Source organism: Flavipsychrobacter sp. (genome assembly GCA_041392855.1).
Lineage (GTDB): Bacteria > Bacteroidota > Bacteroidia > Chitinophagales > Chitinophagaceae > UBA5543.
The window spans coordinates 1578990-1603241 of record JAWKLD010000001.1 but is presented as its reverse complement, the minus strand read 5'-3'; the positions used below and the strand labels follow the sequence as shown (position 1 = coordinate 1603241).

Annotated in this window: 21 protein-coding genes; 4 read left to right on the top strand and 17 right to left on the bottom strand. The window is 39.3% G+C overall.

The features are described 5' to 3' along the window. Nucleotide 1: 1 nt before the first annotated feature. The 11 genes from R2800_07495 to R2800_07445 all read right to left on the bottom strand — a co-directional run bounded on the left by R2800_07495 (nt 2) and on the right by R2800_07445 (nt 12748). Entirely contained in the window at nt 2–1207 is a 1206-nt protein-coding gene (locus tag R2800_07495; GenBank protein MEZ5016880.1) for a glycosyltransferase, read from the bottom strand. A gap of 1 nt (nt 1208) precedes the next feature. Beyond that, nucleotides 1209–2423 carry a glycosyltransferase family 4 protein gene (locus R2800_07490; protein ID MEZ5016879.1) on the bottom strand — a complete coding sequence of 405 codons (1215 nt, stop codon included), beginning with the start codon at nt 2421–2423 and terminating at the stop codon, nt 1209–1211. A gap of 1 nt (nt 2424) precedes the next feature. Beyond that, complete coding sequence (locus R2800_07485; GenBank protein MEZ5016878.1) at nt 2425–3312, bottom strand: hypothetical protein; 888 nt, start codon at nt 3310–3312, stop codon at nt 2425–2427. A gap of 10 nt (nt 3313–3322) precedes the next feature. Beyond that, a complete protein-coding gene (locus R2800_07480; protein MEZ5016877.1) occupies nt 3323–4102 on the bottom strand; it encodes a glycosyltransferase family 25 protein in 780 nt (259 codons plus the stop codon). 13 nt (nt 4103–4115) lie between these two features. Further along, on the bottom strand, nt 4116–5303 hold the full coding sequence (locus R2800_07475; GenBank protein MEZ5016876.1) for a glycosyltransferase family 4 protein: 1188 nt from the start codon (nt 5301–5303) through the stop codon (nt 4116–4118). A 3-nt stretch (nt 5304–5306) separates the two neighbouring features. Beyond that, entirely contained in the window at nt 5307–6251 is a 945-nt protein-coding gene (locus R2800_07470; GenBank protein ID MEZ5016875.1) for a glycosyltransferase family 2 protein, read from the bottom strand. Nucleotides 6252–6370: 119 nt separating this feature from the next. After that, on the bottom strand, nt 6371–8149 hold the full coding sequence (locus R2800_07465) for an ABC transporter ATP-binding protein (protein ID MEZ5016874.1): 1779 nt from the start codon (nt 8147–8149) through the stop codon (nt 6371–6373). Nucleotides 8150–8203: 54 nt separating this feature from the next. After that, nucleotides 8204–10642, bottom strand: coding sequence for a polysaccharide biosynthesis tyrosine autokinase (locus R2800_07460; protein ID MEZ5016873.1), 2439 nt, complete (start codon nt 10640–10642; stop codon nt 8204–8206). A gap of 22 nt (nt 10643–10664) precedes the next feature. Continuing rightward, nucleotides 10665–11522: a polysaccharide biosynthesis/export family protein gene (locus R2800_07455; protein ID MEZ5016872.1), complete on the bottom strand. Its 858-nt coding sequence runs from the start codon at nt 11520–11522 to the stop codon at nt 10665–10667. A gap of 430 nt (nt 11523–11952) precedes the next feature. Beyond that, nucleotides 11953–12603 carry a pyridoxamine 5'-phosphate oxidase gene (gene pdxH, locus R2800_07450; protein MEZ5016871.1) on the bottom strand — a complete coding sequence of 217 codons (651 nt, stop codon included), beginning with the start codon at nt 12601–12603 and terminating at the stop codon, nt 11953–11955. A 4-nt stretch (nt 12604–12607) separates the two neighbouring features. Then, entirely contained in the window at nt 12608–12748 is a 141-nt protein-coding gene (locus tag R2800_07445) for a hypothetical protein (protein ID MEZ5016870.1), read from the bottom strand. 136 nt (nt 12749–12884) lie between these two features. Between R2800_07445 and chrA the strand changes: the two genes are divergently transcribed. Beyond that, entirely contained in the window at nt 12885–14072 is a 1188-nt protein-coding gene (gene chrA, locus R2800_07440) for a chromate efflux transporter (protein MEZ5016869.1), read from the top strand. Here chrA and R2800_07435 read toward each other — a convergent pair. Continuing rightward, nucleotides 14069–14719: an SCO family protein gene (locus R2800_07435; protein ID MEZ5016868.1), complete on the bottom strand. Its 651-nt coding sequence runs from the start codon at nt 14717–14719 to the stop codon at nt 14069–14071. The two genes, chrA and R2800_07435, sit on opposite strands and share 4 nt — an antisense overlap. A 107-nt stretch (nt 14720–14826) precedes the next feature. Between R2800_07435 and R2800_07430 the strand changes: the two genes are divergently transcribed. Beyond that, nucleotides 14827–16299, top strand: a complete 1473-nt coding sequence (locus R2800_07430) for an MBOAT family O-acyltransferase (GenBank protein MEZ5016867.1) — start codon at nt 14827–14829, stop codon at nt 16297–16299. Nucleotides 16300–16303: 4 nt separating this feature from the next. Next, nucleotides 16304–17263, top strand: a complete 960-nt coding sequence (locus tag R2800_07425; GenBank protein ID MEZ5016866.1) for a hypothetical protein — start codon at nt 16304–16306, stop codon at nt 17261–17263. Here the strand turns inward: R2800_07425 and R2800_07420 are convergent. Both R2800_07420 and R2800_07415 read right to left on the bottom strand, forming a co-directional pair. Then, the gene (locus R2800_07420) at nt 17244–20354 is read right to left on the bottom strand and encodes a class I tRNA ligase family protein (protein ID MEZ5016865.1); all 3111 of its coding nucleotides are present in this window, start codon (nt 20352–20354) and stop codon (nt 17244–17246) included. The genes R2800_07425 and R2800_07420 overlap by 20 nt on opposite strands. A gap of 84 nt (nt 20355–20438) precedes the next feature. Then, nucleotides 20439–20939: a hypothetical protein gene (locus tag R2800_07415; GenBank protein MEZ5016864.1), complete on the bottom strand. Its 501-nt coding sequence runs from the start codon at nt 20937–20939 to the stop codon at nt 20439–20441. 36 nt (nt 20940–20975) lie between these two features. Between R2800_07415 and R2800_07410 the strand changes: the two genes are divergently transcribed. Continuing rightward, a complete protein-coding gene (locus R2800_07410) occupies nt 20976–22106 on the top strand; it encodes an FAD-dependent oxidoreductase (protein ID MEZ5016863.1) in 1131 nt (376 codons plus the stop codon). On the opposite strand, the gene R2800_07405 is transcribed toward R2800_07410, so the two are convergent. Genes R2800_07405 through pyrE form a run of 3 tightly spaced genes read right to left on the bottom strand, consistent with a single transcriptional unit; the run spans nt 22096 to nt 24249 of the window. After that, nucleotides 22096–22659: a Maf family protein gene (locus tag R2800_07405; protein MEZ5016862.1), complete on the bottom strand. Its 564-nt coding sequence runs from the start codon at nt 22657–22659 to the stop codon at nt 22096–22098. The genes R2800_07410 and R2800_07405 overlap by 11 nt on opposite strands. Next, nucleotides 22652–23602, bottom strand: coding sequence for a geranylgeranylglycerol-phosphate geranylgeranyltransferase (locus R2800_07400; protein MEZ5016861.1), 951 nt, complete (start codon nt 23600–23602; stop codon nt 22652–22654). Before R2800_07400 ends, R2800_07405 begins: the two co-directional genes overlap by 8 nt. A gap of 17 nt (nt 23603–23619) precedes the next feature. After that, nucleotides 23620–24249, bottom strand: a complete 630-nt coding sequence (gene pyrE, locus R2800_07395; protein ID MEZ5016860.1) for an orotate phosphoribosyltransferase — start codon at nt 24247–24249, stop codon at nt 23620–23622. Between the last annotated feature and the right edge of the window lie 3 nt (nt 24250–24252).

Genomic DNA, 24252 nt, shown 5'->3' with positions numbered 1-24252 from the left:
ACTATATTGTTTTTTGATTGATCACATTGTCCCACTGTGTGAGCATGGCATCTAAGGTAAAACGTTTTGTGAGCCTATCATAGTCCTCTGGCATTGGCTTTCTAGCATTCAGCCAATGTTGCATTTCGGTCACCCATTGTTCAAAACGTTGTTCATTTATTTCATTCAGCATGGGTAGTAGTGAGCCTACTGTTAGTCTGTGCGTTTCTTCCGTTGGTGCATCCAGCCCGTTAACGTTTAATATCTCTCTAGGGCCGGTAGGGCAGTCGGTGCTTACCACAGGTATTTGGCAGATCAACGCTTCTGCTAATACATTTGGGAAACCCTCCCAAGAAGAGGACAATGCGAATAAAGAACTATGATGATAATATTTAAAAGCATTTGATTGAAAGCCCATTAAATACACATCGGCTTCTTCATAGGTTCCTTTCCAATCACATGCTTTCATGCCAAGTGATCGTGTTAATGCTATGAAGTCATCTTTTAGTTCTCCATCGCCCAGTATCATTAGTCGGGCATCTGTGGTCGTCTTTAACCTTTGAAGTAAGCGAATAAGCTTGTCTTGTTCTTTGGCTACATGCAACCTGCCTGATGTGATGATAACAGGCTTATCATATATCTTCTTTTCTTCTCCAGTAAGTGGCTCTTGTGCTTTTTGTAGAATGTCTTCTGTCTCGTAAAAGTTGTAGATGACCGTTAGCTTCTCTTTACAGATGTTGAAGTAATGGTTGAGTTCGTCTGCTAAAGCTTGTGTTACACAGATTACTTCATCAGCACGCTTGTAAAGAAATGGAATAAGTATTTTCTTTCTTATCGTACCCATTACTCCACTTATCACTTTGTCGTGCATCTTGGAGCCGCGAATACTAAGCACAATTTTTTCTCTACCTCTGGTAAGCACATTTACATAGTCTGGTCCTTCTAAAAAACTGATGGATACATCTATGTTCTGTTCTTGTTTGAGTTTTTTTATTTTTTGTATACGGTATTGCCAAGCTTTTATTTTTCCTACAACACCTGTATGTGCAGGAGGGTCTACAAAGACCACTCTTTTACATGTCTTGTAAAACTTTTCTCTATCGGTACCCGAAAGAATACAAAGTGTAACCTCATAGCCACGCTGCTCCAGATAATAACTTAGTAAGGAGATAGAGCGTTCTGCTCCTCCTTTTCCAAGTTCCGACCCTATGAGTAATACATTCTTCATACTATAATTTGGTTACCTTTTTCTCTAAATAATCTACTAAAGCTGTAAAAAGCTCCTGCATTTTATAGTTGTCTAAATTTGTCTTGGCATTGATGCCCATTTGTGGCAATGCCGCTCTGTTGTTATAAGCATTTAGCACTTCTTGTTTTATCCTTCCTGCATCTCTAATAGGTATTATGACACAACCACTGTTATCTCTACTCAGCAACTCGCCTGAACCACAGTTCTCTGTTATGATAACTGGCACGCCATAATGAGCTGCTTCTAACGCAGTATATGGTCCTCCTTCTGAAAGGCTAGGGATGACGAAGATGTCTAAGGTTTTTAAAAACTCAGGTACACTGGATACATGCCCTAAGTATTTAATTTTCTTCAGGTTGCCAAAGTGTTCTGCTATATAGTCTTTTAATTTAGGTTCTATATATCCGGCAACAGATAGCTCTATATTCAGGTCTTTGTTCTCTTCCTGTAGTTCTTTCCATGCTGTCAATAAATATTGCAACCCTTTTAGTACCACAGTATGTGCCATATAACCTACATGAAAAGTAGCACCTTTGGTACGCTCTTCTAATGTATATGGTTTGAAGTCAGGTTTTAAGTGTCCTGTTATATTAACTACTTCATAGCTTTTACGTGCAGCATTTACATAGCTGTCATAAACCGTTGGGTAGGTACCTATTACAGTGTCTACATACCCTATGGATTGATTGTAGAACTGTAGCCTTGGTTGATAAGTATAGGCATCGGTATTATGAATGCCAAGTAGGTTCTGCTCTTTAGTGATGAGGTCGTAAATATAGTTCTCTTCCTGATTGGCAGGGATGTATACAATAGGAATGCCTAACCGTTTGGCTTTTTTAAATGTTCTTCGCATATGAGCATTGGTGGTGAATAAAATACCAATGTCTTTTGTGATATGCTGTGTGCAGAAACGATCGTATTGTTGTTCTTGTATCAACCTGAACTTATGCGCAGGTATTTTTAAGAACTGGTTCAGTTTGTTGAGTAAGAATAAATAATAGCGCGACCATTTAGATACAGGTTCGCAAGGGAAGTCTGTCGTATGTTTCCCTTTTGAAAAAACGATAAACTTTTCTAATAAATTACGTTGATGCAATTCTTTTGATAAGTAATAGCCCAATCTGGCCATGCCGCCCGCACTATTAGCGGTAAGCGATTGAAAGGAGACGACTAGTATTTTCTTTTTTGCGTTCATCTTATTGCAACATTTCAGAAAGGGTCACTTTTTCTACATTATCATACTGAGAGACATAATCTAAAAAGTCAAGCAGTACTCTTTTCATAGTAATGGTCTCATCATAAACCATAGGATAATCAAACTCTACATAGTGTGTAGAAAGTACAAAATCTCCATTATGTTTCCGTACCATATCAAAATCATAAATCAGAGAATCCAAGCGTGTACCAGGTTGTAAAGGATAATGGTATGGTAGCTCGTTATGGTTTTTATAGTGTACTACTCTCGGGTAGTCAGAGTCTCTATGCAGTACTTTAAATGCTAGTTGTTTGGCTATGTTTTGCAAACCCTTTATGTCCTTTTCTTTTTTGTAAAAGGCAATACCTCCTCCGCAAATGTTTAAGCCGGCATTGATCACTGAATTGTAGCCCAACTTGCTCAATAAGTTTTGTGGTGGGGTGAAAACAGATATGTTACAACCCAATAGTTGGTTAAGGTGTGTTACTTCTGTTTTAATATCTTCAGTAAGATCTCGAGTAGTAAAATACTCTGCACATCTTACATAGTTATTAGCCCTGCTTTTAGGCAGGTAGGTATCTTCGTTTCTATGATATTTGGCATGGTAGGCAATGTCTAGCTTTCCTTCTTTTACCTTTTCTTTCAGGAAGTCTACCAACGCACCATTACCTTCTATTGGATAGGGGGTATTATCGTTGGTCCATGCTTCCCAGTCGGTATCATGTTTGTCTTTATATATTTGGTGTACCCAGTGCGACCATTTGCCTTTTACCTTAGAGATAAGGCAGAGTGTCGGGGGATAGCTATCCCATATGTCACCATAACAAGCCTTCAGTTCTTCAGGCGATGTAAAATAGTTGGTGTCGTCGTCTCTTATTGCAAATCTCATAAAGAAGCGTTTAGTCTATTAGGCGAAATTTTTTTAAAGAATTTGAATAGGCTTGTCGTCTACGTGTAATGATAGTACTAAAAATAGGAATCTTCTTGTTTACTATAGTAGTAATCAATCTTTTTAAAAATGCTTGTGTTTTTGTTTGGGTATAGTCTATTTCCGATCCGAATTGTTCATTTTCAGTAATAGGTGCAGGGAAAATACAATCAATAGAATGAAAGGCTCCTTCCTGTTTGAAAACAACCCAAGAGTCGGCTTGCGCTAGCAGTGGATAGTTGACGTCTACCATGCGCTGACAAGTCTGTTTTGATAAAATATAAGCAGCAGCACGGCCTATGCCATGTATTTCTGATGGGGTGCAGATATGATAAGTTTTATCTGCTTTTATGGTTTTACCTTCCTGCTTTTTTAGGTCTAAATAACCCTCTCTACACCAAAAGTAGGTAAGTAAGGTTATGTTATCAGGGTTTAGTTTAGCTTTTATTTGTTCTAAAAACTGTTTGAATTTCTTTTCTGTGATCTTTACATCATCTTCCAACACTAAAGCGTAGTCCTCTTTTCCTGCTATTACTTTTCGGTATACGTTGATGTGCGATAGCGCACAACCTGTTTGTGAGCGTGTGAACTCTTTGGGGTTGGTGGTGTGTTTGATATATTCTTCTTCAGTGAGCAGTTTACCATCAACAGCTTCTACTATTTCATAATTAAGCTCCATGCTTTGTAGCATTTTCTCCATAGATTCTCTTCTATAGATACTTCGTTTCATGTTGATAACGTAGATTTTCATGCTATATAGAAGCTTAAAAGTGTTTGTATTCCTTTAAATAGGCATCAATACATTTTTTCATGTCAAACTGCTCATAGCAAATAGAGGTATTGGCTATATGCTTCTCAAGTAGGGGTTTATCGTTCAGGTAAGTGTTCATCGCCCGGCCAACGTCATTGGCCGATACCGTATTGTTCTCTATTGGAATAATAAGTCCTGCAACAGCCTCGCCACACTTTATCATGTTGTTGATCTCACCAGCATTGGATGCAACTACTGGCTTGCCGCAGCATAGGTATTCTATCACAACTGTTGGCAGACTTTCTGAGGGGTAGGTAGTAGGTAGTAGTCCCACATCCATCATATTTACCCAGTCAAGTGGATTGTCCGCATGACCTGTGAAGTGAATATTCTTTTCGCTAGCGTACTGCTCTTGTAGCTCTGTAAGGTAATCGCTAGCACCCACCAGTACTAAATGAGTATTGTCTGTCTTTATTTTTATAAAGGCATCGATAGCTACTTGCCATCCTTTTTCTAGTATGCCTCGAGATACCATACCGAATACAAAATCCCCGTCAGGGATATGTAGTTTGTTTCTTAGCTCTTTCGGTTGTCTTTTTACTTGTCCTGTATAGCCATTGTATATCTTGCTGAGTTTGTTGTTGGTCTCTTCGGCAAAATGCTCTTTAAAGAAAGCCAATTGTTTGTCTGATATGCAAACAACTCTATTTAAACGTTTAAGGTTATGCGTTGCTTTTTTCTGATAGTTGAGCAATGGTATCGGCACATTGTTCTTTGTCTTGTTGTAAAACTGTAGATAGTCTCCGTGAATGGTATTTACAACAGGGATATTCTGTTCTGATGCCACATCAAGACATACGCTATCTGTTTTAAGTAAATGGCTATGTATGACCTCTGTTTTGTGCGTAGCTATTACTTTTCTTAAAGCTTTTTTGATGTATTGTATTCTAAAGCTGTAGTCTATCTTCAGGCGAAACAGAACGCCGTCTATTTTTCTTAGTAGAAATGAGTTAGGGATATGAGCCTTAGTAATGGGAACGTTAGGTGCTAGTAAGTTGTAGAGCTTATCATTAAAGCCATCTTTGTAGAAAATAAACAAATGCACATTGTGCCCTGCTTTTTGCAACGAGGTTGCTAAGCGCAAGATAAATGTTTCAGCTCCACCGGGATGTATTACTTCTGTAGCTAACAGTATATTCATTACTTAGCTGTTTAGGTATTTTCTTCTATAATAGTACAGTATAGTTCTAAAGCCATCTATGCTATTCTTTTTATATTTCAGCTTTTTCAAAATTAGCTTTTTTGCTGTAGCCCAGTCTTTTCTATCAATAGCCTTTGCTGCCCATATCCTATACTTCTCAGCCATTAGAGCATTATCTTGAAAAAGAGACATTTCGAAGTCTCTTAGCTTCCTTCGTTGGTTTTTCTGCAGCCAGTCGGTACCAGTTTCTTTTATCTGACGATATAGTTCGCCCAGTAGTTCGTTAGCAAACATTTTTCTCGGGCTGTCAAATACATTTGTTAGCGAGTTGGGGTTTGAACGGTAACCATACAGCGCATCTTTTACAAAGTAGATAGGGTATTTACTGTTCACTACATAAGTCCAGTAATGATCATCTCCATATACATCATCGAAGTAGTCTGAAAAATAGCCCACCTCATTAAAGAGCTCTTTTCGCCACATCAACCCAGGAAACCAGAAAGGATATTCTCTTTGTAGTTCTGCTATGACAAAGTCTTGTTCATACTCCTTGCATTCCAACACATTATCCTGCTCGTCAATAATTTCATAGTTAGTACCACATATCATCAGTTTCGGATCATTGAGGAATGGGGCTACTTGTTTCTCCAATCGCTCTGGTTTGCTGGTGTCATCTGCATCAAGCTGAGTGACTAGCTCTCCTGTTGCTCTTTTTAAAGCATCATTCTTATTGCCTAGGTATCCCAAATTCTCAGGCTGAACGATCACTTTTACTCTTGGGTCTTTATCAGCATAGCGTTGCGCTATTTCTACAGTATTGTCTCCGGGAGAGGCATCATCACTTATAATTAGCTCCCAGTTGGTATAAGTCTGGTCGATAATGCTTTGTATTGCACGCTCTATATATTGTGCCGAGTTGTAGGCACACATTATGATACTGACTTTCATTAGGCGTTCTCTTTGCTTTTTGTGTATAAGTAGTACCTCTGTGTCTTATTATTCATTTCCTGCAGTTTATTGATGATTGCTATTGTGCTTTTGTCAACAATAATGATAGCTGTATATATTTAGTTATGATTGGGTTGGTTTTCTATTAGTTTTTCATAACTAATAGACGAGCCTAATATTCCTTTTTCAATATTGTAGATCTTCTCACAATATTTCAAAGAAGAGTATCTATGTGCTATAATAATAATAGTTAAGTTCTCGTTTCCTAGTTCTCTAATAGCGTTGGTTATTTCTTCTTCTGTTTTAGAGTCTAATGCAGAGGTAGCCTCATCAAACACCAATACTTCTGCGCCTTTATAAATTGCTCTGGCTATGGCTATACGTTGTTTCTGTCCACCCGAAAGGTTATTGCCCCTTTCGTTAAGTATGGTATCTGCGCCGTTCTCCCAACTATTCACTAAGTCTGTAAGGCTGGATAATTTTATTGCTCTTTGTAGTCTTGCATCATCTATTTGGTCTCCTACTTCTCCTATGGCAATGTTCTCTTTAAAAGATGTGTTCATGATGAATACATCTTGTCTAACATAGCCCAGTATCTTCCACCAGTTTTTAGTGTTGTCTTCTTCTAGTGTTGTGGTGTCAATAGATATATTACCTTCTGTAGGGCTAAGGAAGCCCAATAGGTTGCTAACTAAGGTAGATTTACCAGAGCCTGATTTACCAACAATACCAATTTTCTCGCCCTTCTTTATTTCTAGGTTACAACTTTTTAATACAGGTGTGTTACTACCAGGGTATTGGTAAGAAACATTATTGAAGTTAATTGTACGCTCAAATGATAAAGGCTCGATAGCTGGAGTGTCTTCTTCCGTATTATCAGAAGGTGTAAAGTCTGGGTCTTTAAATAGAAAATCAGTAGAGTTAAGGTTGTTCATTGCCATTACAAACCTATTCACAGATGGTATGCTTCTATATGCAATTACAGAGAAGAGAGTAATGGTAGTAATGATCTTTTCGGCATCTTTTAGTACAAAAACCCCATAGAGTAGTATTACTATGATACACATAAAAATTACGATCTCGATGATACGTGTAGGAATGAACATCATGAAGTCCAACCTAGCTTGGTATACACTGAAGTTTTTAGCAAAACCACCAAACCTTTTTTTGAAACGCTCTTCTGTACCAGCTATCTTAATATCAGTATAGCCAAATATCATTTCTTGAGCACTGGCATATAGTTTAATACTGTTTTGAGACTTTTCACTACCTGCATGCTTTATCATGTTTTTTACCTTGGCATAAAACCCTCCCATTACAGGTAGTAGTACCCCAATAAGTAATAAGAAAAGACGCCAGTCGTAAGTGCATACTATAATTGCAGTCAGTGCAAATATGATCATCTCGTTGATGAGGATAATGGTAGAGATAGCAGCATTGCTACATAGTGCCGACTGGTAATAAGTAAGTTTACTAACAAGCTCGTTTGAGGTGTCTTTCTGTATGTCTAGTAGAGATCGGTTGTATACTTTCTCCAATACATTCATCGAAGAACTAACGTAAAGGCTACGAACAAAGTTTACCTGAAGTTTATTGATATAAAGCCCGAAAGCATTTTTTAGCAGTATCAAAAAGAAGAACAGAAGTACTGTATAAACCAATAATTCATTTTTAGTTAACCCCGCAAGAGAAGGCAAATAGTCTACTAGTGTGGTATGGAATGTTTCTGACAACACAAGCCCTACAACTGGTATCACAAATCCTAAACCTACCAAATCACTTATAGAGCTGATAAAGGTGAATAGTATCAACCAATTGAACGCTCTTTTTTGTTTGGTATTAAAGAGGGCATGAAGCTTTTTTACCGACGAAATAGCACTCGTACGTTTAGAACTCATTCTGTTTTACCATTTATGGTTAGGTACTACTACTGTAAGCAATAGTATCATTGATTATTTTTTAGTAAAAAACCTAGTAATGAAATTAGGTTTCTTCTTTTTAGACGAATTGTCAACATATCCATACCCATATCCATAGCCGTAAGAATATCCATATCCCGAACCGCTACCATACCCATATCCATACTTCTTCAAGAACTCTACTCCATTAAATATAATAGCAGGGTTCTGTATCTTCCCGTCTTTATGAAGCACGTCAAACATTCTTACCTGATCTTTAGCCGTAAATGATTGACGAACAATAAATAGATTCACATTGGCATGTTGAGATAGTATTAAGGCATCTGATACCAGCCCGATAGGTGCGGTGTCAATGATCACAACATCGAACATCTCTTTTAGGTCGGCCATGAGCTGCTGCATTTTGCCCGATACTAATAATTCTCCAGGGTTTGGAGGTATAGGACCACAATTGGCTATGTATAAATTCTCATGAATGCCCGATGCTTTTAGTACTCCTTCCAGTCCTGTCATGCCAGCAAGGTAACCGCTAATACCGCCATTGTTTGGCAAGCCTAGATACTGAGATATTTTTGGTTTACGCAGGTCAAACTCCATGATCACAACTCTTCTCTTGGCCAAGGTCATGGTTACACCAAGGTTGATAGAGATGAAAGATTTACCCTCACCACTTGAGCTTGAAGTGATCATGAATACTCTGCTATCTTTAGCAGAAGCCATGAACTCAAGGTTGGCTCTTATTAGTCTAAACTGCTCTGCAACACCCGTACGTATATGCGGACCAACAACAATAGTATTATCTCTGTTAGTAGCTTCTTCAACTCTACCTACCGAACCAAGTACAGGTATGTCAGTAATGGCTTCTATATCGTTATCGTTGATGATGCTATTGTTCATCAACTCTCTTGCAACTATGAATGTACCTGGCACTAATAGCCCTAGCAATATCATCATCACATATATAGAGTTACTAACCGGCTCTATTGGTTGGCTTGAAGCATAAGGTACTACTACTACTTTAGACTTGTTAGTAGCGGCATATTCCGAAATTTCATTCTCTACTCCTTTTTGGTAAAGGAATAAATAGATGCTTTGTAGTACAGGGTAGTTTCTTGTAGCATCTTTAATGTCATTATCAACATTAGGAGCTACTCGAAGTTTGTCTTCAGCTTCCCTAGCATTTTGTGCTGCGTTAGCCAGTTGCCTGTTTATAGTTTTCTCAATGGCCAAGCTGGCATCCGTAATGCTTTTACGCATGGCAGCTATTTGGCTTTCCAGCTCTAGCAGAGTAGGGTGAGATGGACCGTAGTTTCTAGCCAGTTGCTCCAGCTTTTTTACTTGCGCATTGTATTGCCCTACAAGTCCGTTAAGACTCGCATCTCCTATTGTCAATCCGGCAATCACCTCATTTCGGCTACCAGCACCATTTTGCATGTTATTAATGAGGGCTCTTATCTCATTAATTTTCATATTCAGTAGCTGTATCTCGTTTTCTGACTGAGCTTTCTCTGTAATGAATTTTGTAGTCTGTGCTGTAGGGTTAACGATGTCGTTGGTTAGCTGAATGTCAACAGAAAGAGAGTCCATAGACTTTAACTCTTGAATCATGTTGGCCTTACGGTCGTTGATGAACTCACGAGTTTTTTTAGCTCTATGGTTAATGCTTTCCAGCTCATTCTTTCTGTAATAATGGATCAGTACATTAAGAAAGTCTACTCCTCTTTGGCGTATATTATCCGTATAAGACAAGTCTAGTAGGCTGTTCCTTCCATCATTAAGGTAAACTTCAAAGCTACTGCTTACAGCTCCTACCGCATCGCTCATGTCTTTTATTTTGACCAAGAAAGGCGTAGCATCTAAATAGCCTTTGTTTACATCACGTCCATCGTTGTATATGATCTTGAATCTTCCCCAAGGTCTTTTTATCCATGTATCATAGAGTACTCTTTCCGAAGCTTCACCTTCTATTAGTTCAAACTGGCCATCAACAATTTGTTTAATGGTCAACTCCATATTACGCCCCTGAAAACCAGTAGTATCGAATAATACTTTTATTGGACACTCTTCATAGATCTCTGTTTCCTTTACACGTCCTATAGCCCAGTAGCGAATGTTAAGATCAAGAGAATCCACAACCTTCGCTATCATATCTTGCGACTCCAGTATTACTTTCTCGTTATAGAGGTTCACTCTCGATTTGTCCTTGTCGGGAGCCAATTCTGTTAATACACTTTGCGCTACGTTGTTATCGTCTTGATTGTCTATCAAAATGGAACTATCGATAGAGTAGATAGGAGTCGTGTACCGTAGGTATAGGAAACCTGCGGTCATAGTGATGGAAATAGCCAACACAAACCAATACCAGTTACTAAGCAACGCTCCCAACATTCGTTTAAAGTCGAATGAGGAGTTAAGTTGCTTCAGTATCCTAGTGGATGCCTGAGGCATTTGTTGTGTTGTGTTCTGTTCCATTTATCTCAATAAAGGCTTGCCTTTATTTTGTACTTGTTAATCGTGAAATACTATAGAATGTTAACCCCGCAGATATTAGCGTGGTAGCAGTAGGTAGGTAGAAACGCAAGAAATCGTTGTTTTCTTGTCTTTTCACCCTTCCCGGTTCTACATATATCACATCATTTTGTTTCAAATAGAAATAAGGGCTTTGGAATACATCTTTACTGTTTAAGTTCAGTCTGGCATATTCTCTTTTCCCTTCAGTTTCCCTTATGATCAATACATTGTCTTTTCTTCCTGTAATAGGAATATCTCCCGCTGCAGCTATAGCATCCAGAATGCTTATTTTTTGGTTAGGAGATATAATTGTTCCCGGAGAGCTTATCTCTCCCAAGATGGTTATCGTAAAGTTGATGATACTTGCCTCTACTACAGGCTCTTTCACATAAGCTTCCAGTCTTCTTGCTAGTAGTTCTTTGATCTCTCTAAGTGTTAGGCCCGAAACTTTTAGCTTGCCGATCATAGGGTAGTCAATATAGCCCAGCTCGTCAACCAAGAAACCTTTATTGGTAGCACCACCACCAGCTCCGCCGCCACCGCCTGCACCACCACCACCTGAAGGAGCAATGGAATAATTAGTACCTGCATTGTTGAATATAGCAGCTGGGTCAACTCCGCTAGTAGCTACATCTGTAGAGATACTGCTGATGGTACTAACATTTATGGCAAGAATATCTTTAGGTAGTATTTTGAGTTCTTTGATCGGCTCAATATTATCTACCTGAACATGAGGGTTTTGTGGCGTATTCTCAACGAAGTATACAGTTTTTTGAGGTGTAGCACATGATGCTACTAATAAAAGGCTTACTACGGCAATGAGGTATCTTTGCTTCTGCATAGTTTTGTGAATTTACATGGGTTTGTAAATCAAATTTGTTCAATAAGTTGTAGTATAAAGGTGCAGGAACCCGGAGGTGCTGAACCTCCTCTCTAAGTCTTCTATATATGTAGCTTGTACCTAGCACTGTTGTGAATAGAAAGCATAATCTGGTAATAAGTATCGCAGTTACACTTTACCTTTTATTTCTATTAGTGCAAAATACACAGTAAGCACTAGAAAAATTAACACTGTGGATAACTTTATCAACAGGAAATCAACATGTTATTAACATCCCTTTGTTGCTTACAATTACAAATTTAGTATGCTTTAGGTTGATAACCATGAGTAGTCATGTTATCCTGATGTTAATGATACGGATAGCTCTGCTATAGAACAGCTTATGTATTTAATAATATGTAATGATTGAAGTGGGAGAGGGTAGGCTGTGTTATGGGGCAAGTCTATTCTTTTGCCATTCATTTTCTTCGTTCAAAGAAAATAAGATACGGTCATGCATTCTGTTGCTACGACCTTGCCAAAACTCTATATGTGTAGGTATGATCTTATACCCACCCCAATGCTCCGGACGTGGTATTTTGTTGCCAAACTTTTCTTGGTAGAGCTTATAGTTTTCGTCAAGGATGTCTCTACCCTCGATAATACTACTTTGTGGAGAAGACCAAGCGCCTATTTGGCTGCCTTCAGGTCTTGAAAAGAAGTATTCATCATTCTCTTTGTCGGATATTTTTTCAATCCTGCCTTCTATGCGTACCTGGCGCTCTAGCTCGTGCCAAAAGAATACGAGTGCAGCATTCGGATTGTTTTCAATATCCTGTCCTTTAGCGCTGTTGTAGTTGGTGAAAAAGACAAAATTATTGTCTGTAATGCCCTTCAGCAGCACAATGCGTGCATGTGGTCTATTGTCAGCATCTACGGTAGCTATGGTCATAGCATTTACCTCTGATACCTGCGCATCAAGTGCTTCATTAAACCATTTGTTGAAGAATGATATAGGATTGTCGCCCACAGAGTGGTCGTCAAGACTAGCCAACTGATATTCAGTTCTTATATTGGCTATATTTTCTTTTGGCGTAGACAAGGGACTACTTTTTTTCGCCTCCTAAGTATTTAGCCATAACGTATAACACCCCAATTGTCATCAAAAGAAGTAGTGTGTAAGAGATAGTAGTACCTAGGCTGTAGTTTACTGAGTCGTAAAATGCGTTCAATAATTGAAGTCTCATAAAAACTTATTTCAAATTTTGCGTTTGCAAGATACAAAACCATTAGCTTATTCTACAGCTATATATTTCACTTTTTTGTGAGTATTTTTCCGCCAGGAAAATAAGACGCTAATTTTTGTTACGCCATATACCATTTTTGAGAACAGTTTTCTTGTATGCCATTACTGCTTTTGGTGGCCCGCAGGGGCATTTGGGTATGATGGTACGCACCTTTGTTCAAAAGCGTAAAGATATTACCGAAGAGGAGTTGGTAGAGTTCAATGCATTTTGTCAGATGCTGCCAGGGCCATCTTCTACACAAACAGTGATGTTGATAGGGATGAAGCGTGGAGGTATTCCGTTGGCGTTACTCACCTTACTTATTTGGATACTACCTGCGGCTATATTGATGGGGGCTTTTTCTTTTTTAGTGACCTATATAGATACAAAGGATATTAATACCAATTTGTTTAAATATGTTCAGCCCATGTCTGTTGGGTTTATATGTTATGCCGCAGTGCGTATGATGAAGGTAAGTGTACGGCACGTGGCTACATGGTCTATCATGATAGGTTGCGGATTGGTAACGATCTTTATACGCACACCATGGATATTTCCTGTATTACTATTGGTGGCAGGTGTTATTAGTAATTTTAGTAATAAGCGTATACCTGATAGGAAGGATAAGCCAAAGCCCATTAAATGGGTGAATATCTGGATATTCGCGGTCATCTTCATTGTTGCAGGTGTCTTGAGCCAGCTAGCAGTAGTGTACCAGCTGGAGAACGGGCGTATACTAAATCTGTTTGAGAACTTTTATCGTTTTGGTTCTATTGTATTTGGTGGTGGGCAAGTGTTATTGCCTATGATGCTTTTCCAGTTTGTAAACCGCCCTATGAGTATGGGGATGGCGCCATTACTAACAGGTGAACAGTTGCTAACAGGGTATGGGGTAGTGCAGGCATTACCTGGTCCTGTGTTTTCTATTTGTGCCTATGTAGGCGGTTTGGTAATGAGTCCGTATGGTGCTGGCTGGCAAATAGCAGGGTGCATAGTTGCTGCTATAGCGGTCTTCTTGCCTAGTACGTTACTTATTTTCTTCCTATTTCCTGTATATCAGAACTTGAAAAAATATGTGGTGATATACCGAGCCCTTGAAGGCATTAACGCAGCTATAATAGGTATGATATGGGCATCTGGTTTTATCCTATTCCAAACAGTGCCGTTTGAGTGGACGAATGTAGTAGTAGTAGCTATTACATTTTGTATCCTATTTTTTACCAAGATACCAGCACCCTTTATAGTGCTGGGCTGGTTGCTATTGGGGTGGACGATGTTTACTTAGTGCTTCGTTTCTTCTTCCTTCGCTTCTTTTAGCAGTTGGTCTATCGCGCCAATTAATTTTTGAACTTCTGCTGTATCTGTACCTTTATATTGCCCACGGATATAACCGTCCTCGTCTACTAGTACAAAACGATCGGTATGAATAAAATCGCTGGCGATGTCTACAGTGCCCGTATCGTCAGCAGCAGTTACTAAATAGCTGAAGCGTGCAGCATCGTATAGTGCTTTTTTGTCACCTGTAAGAAATAGCCATTGCTTAGGGTCTGCCTCAAATCTTAAGCTATAAGCTTTCATTGCAGCTACTGTATCCTTAACAGGATCTACCGTATGTGATAAGATTTTCACATTAGGGTAGCCTTTGTACGCCTCATATACAGTATTCATATTCTCGTTCATCTTTGGGCATATACCTTTACAGGTAGTGAAAAAATATTCTACTACCAGAATATTTCCGGCAACATCGGCTTTGGTGATGGTATTGCCTTCTTGGTCTGTGAAAGAGAAATCTTTTGCTTTATGGCCTGGTTGCCCAATTATTGGAAGTGCTTTAGGGCGCTTGTTATGCTCACCCATTGCCCACCATACGAAACCTGTACCAAGAGCTATAAAAAATACAATAAGAAATACGGCTGACTTTTTGATTTTCATAATGCCGCAAAGGTAAGGCACAAATGCTTAATAGGTAAATAACCTTGTGTAATTTGCATAGGCTGGATATAGTTTTTATATTGAATGTACACCCCTAGTCTATGTAAATGCTATTTAACTCGATACAGTTTCTTGTATTTCTGCCAATAGTAGTGTTGTGCTACTATAAGTTGGCACATAAATATCGTTGGATATTATTATTTGTGGCAAGTTGTTATTTCTATGCCTCGTTTATACCCGAGTATCTTTTTATCCTGCTGGGCATTATTCTAATAGACTTTTTTGCGGCAAAAGCTATTGCCAGAACTGTAAATAAGAAGAAGAAAAAGCGATACTTGCTCGTTAGTATATTAGCCACTTGTTGTGTTCTTTTTGTTTTTAAGTATTTCAATTTCTTTTCAGAGAATGTAAATGCATTAGCCAGTTTTATCGGGTGGAACTATTCTGTAGGTATTTTGAAGTGGGCATTGCCCATAGGCCTGTCTTTTCATACTTTTCAAAGCCTGAGCTATGTAATAGAAGTATACTGGGGCAAGCAAGAGCCTGAAAAGCATTTAGGAATATATGCAACTTATGTGATGTTCTTTCCGCAACTGGTTGCTGGGCCTATTGAGCGACCTCAAAACCTGATCCCTCAATTCAAAGAAAAACATCCCTTGTTGTATAAGAATCTAAGTGTGGGCTTCCGTATCGCATTGTTGGGTTTTTTCAAGAAAATGGTCATTGCAGATAATTTAGCACTTTATGTAAATGAGGTGTTTTATGCGCCCGATTACTTCGGAGGTAATATGGCGATACTAGGGGCTTATTTTTTTGTGATACAGGTGTATTGCGATTTTTCCGGTTACTCTGATATTGCTATTGGTGTGGCCAGAATGATGGGCTTTAAACTCATGGTGAATTTTAGGCAGCCGTTATTCTCAACTTCAATTATCGAATTTTGGCGCAGGTGGCATATCTCTCTGTCTACTTGGTTTAGAGATTATATCTACATACCGCTTGGTGGTAATAGAGTAAAGGGGTATCGTATTTATTTCAACTTGTTTGTTGTGTTTTTAATATCCGGTGTATGGCATGGAGCAGGGTGGACATATATTATTTTCGGTGCACTGCAGGCAGCATATATAAGTCTTGAAGTATTATTGCTGCCCATCACAAAAGGCATTAATGCCAAATGTAAAGAATGGAAATTGAGTAAATGGTGTAATGCTTTGGCATGGATAATTACATTCCATTTTGTGGTGTTGAGTTTTGTTGTATTCAGGGCAAGTGACATGCAAAATGCAATAGATGTGTTTCATGCGATGTCATTTGATGCAAGCACTTTTATTAGCCAGTTGCAGGCTATTTCTGAAAAAGTTCATGCTGCGAACCTGCTAAGAATACCTGTACTCTTTTTGTTGGTTTCCTTAGCGCTGTTCTGGTTGATCGACTTAATATTATTTCGCATTGAAGCAGAGCAACTATTGGATAAAACACCCAAACTGGTACGCTGGCTAGGGTATTATACCATCATTGCATGGATATTATTTTTTGGGATGTACGAAACGGCACCAAAGTTTATCTACTTCCAGTTTTAGTATTATGAGTGAACGTAAAAAAATATGGTCCAATATATTGTTGTTTGCATTGCCGCTGTTGCTCGGGCTTGTAGGGTTGTTTATAGCAAATGGTAATGAACGGTTCCGATATCATTTTCCCAAGTACAATTGTTCAGGGCATAGTGGGTGGATATATGATAGGCTCAACCTAATAGATAGAAAAGTAGACATAGCCTTCCTAGGCACTTCTCGTACTATGGATGCTATCAATGATCATGTTTTAGAGCAGCGTATTAAGGATAGCGGTGTTGATATGAATGTGCTGAACATGGGCTACTGTAGGTTCGGTAGAAATATGCATCACTTATTAGCCAAGCGTATGCTGGAGCGATGGGACCTGAAGCACGTAATACTGGAAATAAACTTAAAAGAAAATTGGGACGGGCATGAAGACTTTGCCTATCTGGCTAGTAATGAAGAGTTGTTCCAGCCTGTGATGATATTTAACGATAACTATATTGAAGATATATACAAAGCGTCCAAAGCTCGCTTTGATGATGTAAGAAGCCAGCTGTTTCGTGTAGACATGCTACCGCCTGTACACGACGACTGGTTGTTTGGGCATTTTACAGACACCACACATGTAGCAAGCGAAGTACTGGATAGATTGGCAGAAGAGGGTAAGCATATTCAAAAAACAGAAGGCTTTAGTAGATGGTTTCGTTACCAGTACTCATTTAGGTATATAGATAAAACCATAAAAATGCTGGAGGAAAAAGGCTGTCAAGTACACTTTCTTTATTTGCCTCAGTATGGACTAAGTAGAGTGCCTGAAGAATATGACTTTTTCAAAAAAAGAGGTACCGTTTTGATACCTCCTGATTCTATTTATAACAATAAGTATTATTGGAAAGATGGCAGCCATATGAATGAGTATGGTGCTACTGCTATGAGCCAATGGCTAAAGCATGAGTTGGTAGCTATTATCCAACCACCACATTGATCATTCTGCCTGGTACGTAAATGAACTTACGTAGCGTTTTGCCTTCCATCCATTTAATAACAGTTTCGTTGGCTAACACTTGTTGTTCCAATTCTGCCTTGTCTATATCCAAAGGAAACTCCATTTCATCTCTTGTTTTACCATTGATGGCAATTGGATATTTCTTCGTGTTTTCTACCAAGTACTTTTCTTCAGCAGTAGGGAATGGCGCTAGTGTTACACTATCCTTATGTCCTAGTTTGTGCCAAAGTTCTTCTGCCAAGTGTGGTGCAAATGGTGCAATGGCAATTGCCAATGGCTCCAGTATAGCACGCTTATGACAGTTAAGTGTTGTTAGCTCATTCACACATATCATGAACTGCGCAACAGAAGTATTAAAAGAGAAACGCTCTATATCATCGCCTATTTTCTTTATGGTTTTGTGTAGCAATTTAAGCTCATCGTTGGTCGCTTCTTCATCTGTTACTATCCAGCCTTTTTGATCGTCAGCATACAAACGCCATAGTTTTTTCAAGAAACGATGTACTCCCTCTATACCTTTTGTGTCCCAAGGTTTGCTTACTTCTATAGGCCCAAGGAACATCTCATACATACGGAAAGTATCCGCACCATATTGAGCAACGATGCCATCAGGGTTTACTACATTGTATTTACTTTTTGACATCTTTTCAACTTCGGCACTACAGATGTACTTTTGGTCTTCTAGTAGGAATTCATCTTTTGAGTATAAGATGTTGTCTTTTCTTAATTGCTCAATGTCTAGCTCTAAGCCATCTACATACTTGATATTAATATGCTGTTTGTCTACGTGCGATTTGTCGAATTCTTTTAGTCTATTATATGAAATATAAAATTCACGCCTATCTTTTTTTGAGTAGTAGTTTTCTTCATTATTAAAAATATTACTTAATAAAGTCTTTAATTCAGAAATATCCCTTTGATAAATCTCAAAGATTTCTTCACGGCTTATTAGTATTATTTGTATATGCTTGTATGTGTCACTTAATTTAGCTAATCGCTTTTGTATGTTTTTTTGATAAGTTACGATGATTGCAATGCCTTCTTTTTCACTGAAGTAGTCGGCTTCAATTGGTATATTTTCATATTCACTTTTAAATTCATAGCCACTAAAATGCTTTTTTAGTGTTCTTAAAATAAGAAAAGATGCAGCATCAGTATTAAGCCTATACACAAATCTGGAACTACCCTGTATCATCCCTTGGTTAATGAGTTGCTTGAAGGGCTCATCGAAACCAATATGTCCTAGATCATACAATGCTTTCGTCCACATACGGCTGTATAGCAGATGGCCTACAGCATGCTCTGTACCGCCTACATATACATCTACAGCTTGCCAGTAGTCAGTCGCTTTTCTATCTGCAAAAGTTTCATCATTGTGAGGGTCCATATAGCGTAGGAAGTACCAGCTACTACCCGCATAGCCAGGCATAGTATTGGTCTCACGTTTGCCAATAGCAGTATTTACCCAATCTTCCTCATTTGCCAAAGGGCCTTGTCCTTCTGGTCCCGGTTTGTAGTTATCAACCTTTGGTAGTTCTACAGGAAGGGTTTGGTCAATACCTGCTGCTTCGTTTTCGTCAGTGGCATAAGGTTGGCCGTCTATATATACTATTGGAAAAGGTTCGCCCCAGTAGCGCTGGCGACTAAAACCTGCATCGCGCAATTTGTAGTTGATCTTAGCCGTGCCCAATCCTTTTTCTTCAATAGCTTTTACAGCTACACTTATCGATTCAGGAATAGCTATGCCATTTAAGAAATCGCTATTCTCAATAGTTCCTTTCTTGTCAGTATATGCTTCCTCTCCATTGTAGTTATTGCCAAATATATTGGTGATAGGTATGTTGAAATGCTTGGCAAAAGCATGGTCACGCTCATCACCCGCAGGTACAGCCATAATAGCGCCTGTACCATAGCCTGCTAATACATATTCTGATATCCATACAGGTACTTGCTGCTGCGTGAAAGGGTGTGTAACATAGGCACCAGTAAAAGCACCCGTAATGCTTTTTACCTCCGTCATACGCTCACGCTCACTACGGCTCTGTACGTATGCTCTATATTTTTCTACTTCCGTTTTTTGCCCGGCTGTTGTTATCTCATTTACCAGATCATGCTCTGGAGCTACTACCATAAAGTCTACCCCAAATATGGTGTCGGGGCGAGTAGTAAACACTTTGATATGCTTATCCGTTCCTGTGATCGGGAAGTCTACTTCTGCACCTTCACTCTTTCCTATCCAGTTGCGCTGCATTTCTTTCATGGCATCTGTCCAAGAAAGATTGTCGAAACCTGATAGCAAACGTTCTGCATATTCAGTTATGCGTAAAAACCATTGGTTCATACGTTTCTTCACTACAGGATGTCCGCCACGTTCTGATACGCCATTTTGTACCTCATCATTTGCCAATACAGTACCTAGCGCCTCACACCACCACACTTCTGCATGGCTTAGGTAAGCAAGACGGTATTGCATCAATACCTCACGCTGCTCTTTAGCAGGCATAGCTTTCCATTTCTCTGCAGAAAAACTCAAACTGTCGTCAGCAGGGCAAGTATGGTTGGTGTTTCCTTCTTGTTCAAACAGGCTAATAAGCTCGGTAAGTGGTTTTGCCTTTTGTTCCGTTCTATCAAACCAACTATGGAATAATTGTAAGAATATCCACTGTGTCCACTTGTAGTATTTAGGGTCGCTGGTGCGTACCTCACGGCTCCAGTCGTAGCAAAAGCCTATATTGTCCAACTGCTGACGGTAGCGCGCAATATTTTGCTCTGTAGTGTCGGCAGGGTGTTGCCCTGTTTCCAAAGCGTACTGCTCGGCAGGCAAGCCAAAGGCATCATAACCCATTGGGTGGAGTACATTGAAGCCTTTCAGTCTTTTGTAACGGGCAAAAATATCAGAAGCAATATAGCCCAGTGGGTGACCTACGTGCAAGCCCGCACCACTTGGGTAAGGGAACATGTCCAGCACATAATACTTAGGTTTATCGCTATTGTTGCTTACTTTATATACTTCGTTCTCTTTCCAGAACTTTCGTGCATTCTGCTCTATTTCGCCGAAATTGTACTCCATTGTATTGCCGTATGTCTATTATAGATAGTCTGTTGGACGGCAAAAATACAAAACCAGCGATGATAATCGAGCTAAAATGCCAGATTACAACTTAGCGCAGTCTACATTTCTGAAAATAAACTTAGGAGGTGCTTGGTTGAAGAAGAATTTGGCCTTACAACCTTGGTCGCTATATTCCACTTCTGTCTTAAACATCGACTTTTTTACATCCATAGGAAATACCCATATATCGCAGGTGTCAGGTCTTAGCGTCATTTCTGTAATGTGGAATATGGCTGCTTCACCGCTTTTTACTTCTTGTGCAAGGGTTTTCATGTTTTCCATGACATCTATTTGCTTAATAGCTATACCATTCGAGGTATCGGGCATCTCTATCAAAAAGTTTTGCTTGTTGATATATATCGTTTTGGTAGACTTCTTGACTTTGTTTTTTGTAAGGGAATTGAAGATACCATCGGTCTTACAAAGCTCTTTAGCCACATATTGATAGCAGTTTTTTACTTCAAAACCTTCAAACGGTTGTTCTTCCTCCTGAGCAAAAATAAATTGAGGTATTAGTATTAATGCAAATATTAGTCGTTTCATACTGCCAATTTAAGGTAAAGATTTTTACTTTGTATCATGCTCAGTTATTGGGAACAAGAAAGTTTAACAGAATATGATGCCATAATTATTGGTTGTGGCATTGTAGGGCTTAGTACAGCCATAGCGTTAAAGGAACAAAAAGCGAAGTCTCGAGTATTGATTCTGGAGCGAAGCTTGCTGCCTGCTGGTGCCAGCAGCAGGAATGCAGGGTTTGCCTGTATGGGCAGTGTTACAGAGCTTTTGGACGATCTGGACCACACTACAGAGGATGAGATAGTAGACTTGTTTGTACAAAGAAAAGAGGGGTTGTCTATTTTAAGAAGTAGACTAGGTGATGAGGCAATAGGTTATGCCGCTAACGGTAGTTATGAATTGATCAATGAGCAAGAAAAATATGCTTTGGAGAAGATAGATTATTTTAACCGACTATTACTCCCGGTTAATAAGCAGCCGGTTTTTAGATTGGCTAATGATAAAATTGACGCACTAGGGTTAGATGGTAACTACACAAAAGCACTGATAGAAAATATACAAGAGGGGGAGCTGCATACAGGTAAAATGGTTCGATCTTTAATGGATCATGCCATAACATTAGGTGTGGAGATAAAGACAGGTGCAACGGTAAAAGAATATGAGGATACAGGGAGTGGTGTAACCGTTGTAGTAAACGATAATGTGAGAACAAGTATTGGGTTTAATGGCAATCAGCTATTTATATGCACCAATGCTTTTACCAAAGAGCTACTACCCAATGAGGATGTAGAAGAGGGGAGGGGGCAAGTTTTAATTACCAAACCCATTGACGGTTTAAAAGTAAAAGGTGTTTTTCATTTCGATAAAGGGTACTATTACTTTAGAGAGATAGACAACAGAGTGATGATAGGTGGAGGTAGAAATTTAGACTTTGCAGGGGAAACAACTACAGATATGGCTACTACTCAAATGATTCAGGATGATCTGGTTCGTAAACTTAAAGAGATAGTGCTGCCTCACAATAACTTTGAAGTAGATATGTGTTGGTCGGGTATTATGGCGTTTGGCAAAACAAAAAAGCCCATTGTAAAAGCAATTTCCCAAAACGTGTTTGGTGCTTTTAGAATGGGCGGTATGGGAGTAGCCATAGGTAGCTTGGCGGGCAAGCAACTGGCTACTTTAGCTAGTCAATAGTTAAGTAACGGAGCTGCTTCACAATTTTTCCTATGGGAAGACCTACTACATTATAATAGTCTCCTTTTATCCTTTTGATGCCTATTAAGCCTATCCACTCTTGTATGGCGTAAGCACCTGCTTTATCTAAGGGTTTGTACTTCGTTACATAGTGGTTGATCTGTTTGTCGGAAAGACGGCGGAAGTGCACTTCTGTAGTTACGGAGAAGCTAATGACTTGTTCTCCTTTTTTCATACATACGCCTGTGATGACTTCATGAGTTTTACCAGATAGTTTGCGAAGGGTTTCTTTAGCCTCTTCTTCATCAGCAGGTTTGCCCAATATCTTGTTGTTTAACACCACTATAGTATCTGCAGCTATTACTACAAAATCGTCAGGTGCATCTATAGCCATAGCTTTTTTATTAGCCAGGTATTCGGGTACAGCATTGGCGGTCATAGCCTCGGGGTAGGTCTCAGCTACATTTGCGGACATGACCTCAAAGCTAAGCTCGGCTTGCTCCATTAGTTGTTTTCTTCTTGGTGATTGTGATGCTAAAATAAGCTTATGCATAAGTTTGTAAATAATAGATGATCAGTGAGCCGATACCTAGTACCATGATTACCTTCAGCCATCGGCTAGCTTTATGGTAGTGTTCTGTTGTGGCTTTTTTGTTGAGAAAAAATATCCAAATACTGATAGGTAAGGCTAATCCCAAAAGGGTATATATGCTAAGTGTTATCCAATTAGCATGATAGAGTTTTAATGCTCCCAATATTAGCGGGGTGATGGTAAATAGCCCTAGTGCCTGTGTGAAACGCACGCTACGCAGTAGCCCCCATTTTATAGGCATGGTCATACAGCCTTGTTCTTTATCTCCTTTAAAATCTTCCATGTCTTTTACTATTTCGCGCATCCATGTGAGCATAAAAGCGAAATAGGCGTATATGCCTAGCACCCAAACAGGATTGGGGCTAAGCCCGTTTTTAGTATCGATAAAGTAGGGCTTGAAAAGGTGGAAGTGCATACCTGTTTCATATACCATGAGCACTACTATAGTAAAGGCCGTTAGCAGTGCAACAACAAGGTTGCCCGTGATAAACTGACGCTTGAAAGTAGTAGAGTAAAAAACAAGTAAAATAGTACAGCTAAGTTGCAAGATCAGCCAAATGTAGTGCCCAGCTCTTCTAGCTACTATCAGTGCTAATAAGATGCCGATAATATTAATGATGCTATGGGCAATAATGGCCAGTCGCATAGGGATCCTCTTTTCGAGAACCATTTTTTCGGGTTTGTTTATCGAGTCTATCTTAATATCAAAATAGTCATTGATAATATAGCCTGCTGCTGCAATAAGTACAGTAGAGGTACTTATTAATAAGAAGTTGGACCAATCAAGTAATAATGGTGTCTCAGCATATTGCTGCATAGGCACAATAACGCAGCCCCACGCAAAAAGTTGCGTTAAGAAAATGATGATGAGGTTTTGCCAGCGTATCAATTTAAGCCACGCCATATATACTGATATCGATATTATTTTCTCCAGTTAGCCGGGTCTGCACGCCAAGACTCTAGTGTAGCTTTCTCTTCAGGCTGTATGAGCTTTTGTTCTTCAGCTACATCCATCAAGGCAGCATAGTTGCTAATGGTAAATAATGGAATGTTTGCTTTTTCAAAAGCCTCCGTTGCAGCATCAAAACCATAAGTGAATAAGGCACACATGCCAATTACCTCACCGCCAGCAGCTTTGATAGCGTCTACAGCTTTAAGGCTGCTTTTGCCTGTAGATACTAGGTCTTCTATCACCACAACTTTTTGTCCTGCTTCGAGTACGCCTTCTATTTGGTTGCCCATACCATGTGCTTTGGGTTTATCGCGCACGTATATGAACGGTAATTTTAATAAGTCGGCAGCCATAGTGCCATGAGGTATGCCTGCTGTAGCTACGCCTGCTATTACATCAGCCTCTGGGAAGTGCTCTAACGCCATATTGGCCAATTCGCTTTTCACAAAGTCGCGTACATAAGGGTAAGATAATACCTTACGGTTGTCGCAATATACAGGAGAATTCCAGCCCGATGCCCATGTATATGGCTGTTGCAGGTTGATTTGCAATGCCTTAATTTGCATCAGTTTTTCGGCAAAGTGTTTTTGTGTGCTCATTTG